The sequence below is a fragment of the Falsiroseomonas oryzae genome, assembly GCF_027856955.1.
Taxonomy (GTDB): Bacteria; Pseudomonadota; Alphaproteobacteria; order Acetobacterales; family Acetobacteraceae; genus Falsiroseomonas; species Falsiroseomonas oryzae.
Genome location: NZ_JAPSMD010000909.1, coordinates 1 through 858, shown reverse-complemented (window position 1 = coordinate 858; position 858 = coordinate 1). Strand labels below are relative to the sequence as shown.

Genomic DNA, 858 nt, shown 5'->3' with positions numbered 1-858 from the left:
CTGGGCGGCCTGATCGCCGCGGCGACCGGGCGGCGCGGCAGCGACGTGCTGGCCGGCGCCGCGATCGGCGCCGTGGCGGGCGGCGTCACCGGCGGCACGGTGGGCTATCTGCAGGCGCGCCAGCAGCAGGCGGCCGACCAGGCTTCGCTCAACCGCAGCATCGCCCTCGACCTCGCGGCGGAGAACGCGCAGCTCGACCGCACGCAGATCGCCTTCGACCAGCTGATGGATTGCCGCGTCGCGACCGCGCAGCGCATCCGCGCGGACTTCGCCAGCGGCCGCCTCTCGCGCCCGCAGGCCGAGGCGATGATGGCGAACGAACGCGCGCGCACCCAGCGCGACATCCAGCTCGCCCAGTCCATCAACGGCCGTATCACGCAGCGCGGCGCCGAGTTCGATACCGCGGTCGAGAGCGTGGCGCCCGGCACGAAGGGCCAGGTGCTCGCCGGCGCCAGCGTCGGCCGCCCCGTGCCCGTGCAGGCGCGCGCGACGGTGCCCCTCAAGCTGCGACCCGACCCCGCCTCGCCCGAGATCGCCCGCGTCAATGCGCGGGAGCGCGTCACGCTGCAGCCCGCCCCGGCCGGCTTCGCGCTGGTGGAGACGCCGAGCGGCGTGCGCGGCTATGCCCCGGCCAACGCCTTCCCCGAGGCGCGCAACATCGGCACGCGCCCGACGCCCGTCGCGGTGGGCGCGGAAGGCGGCGATGTCCGCTCGCTCGCCGCCAGCAACATCGCGCGGCGCGACAACTTCTCGGAAAGCGTCGGCAATGCCGAACGGCTCGTGCAGGGCCAGGGCTTCGAGCTCGCCAGCTGAGATGCGGCTGACGCGCCGGGCCCTGCTGGGCGGCCCGGCGCTGCT

Annotated in this window: 1 pseudogene; it reads left to right on the top strand. The window is 75.8% G+C overall.

Going from position 1 to position 858, the window contains the following annotated elements:
- A pseudogene (locus OZN99_RS32615) lies at positions 1-813 on the top strand (hypothetical protein); the annotation flags it as partial.
- Between the last annotated feature and the right edge of the window lie 45 nt (positions 814-858).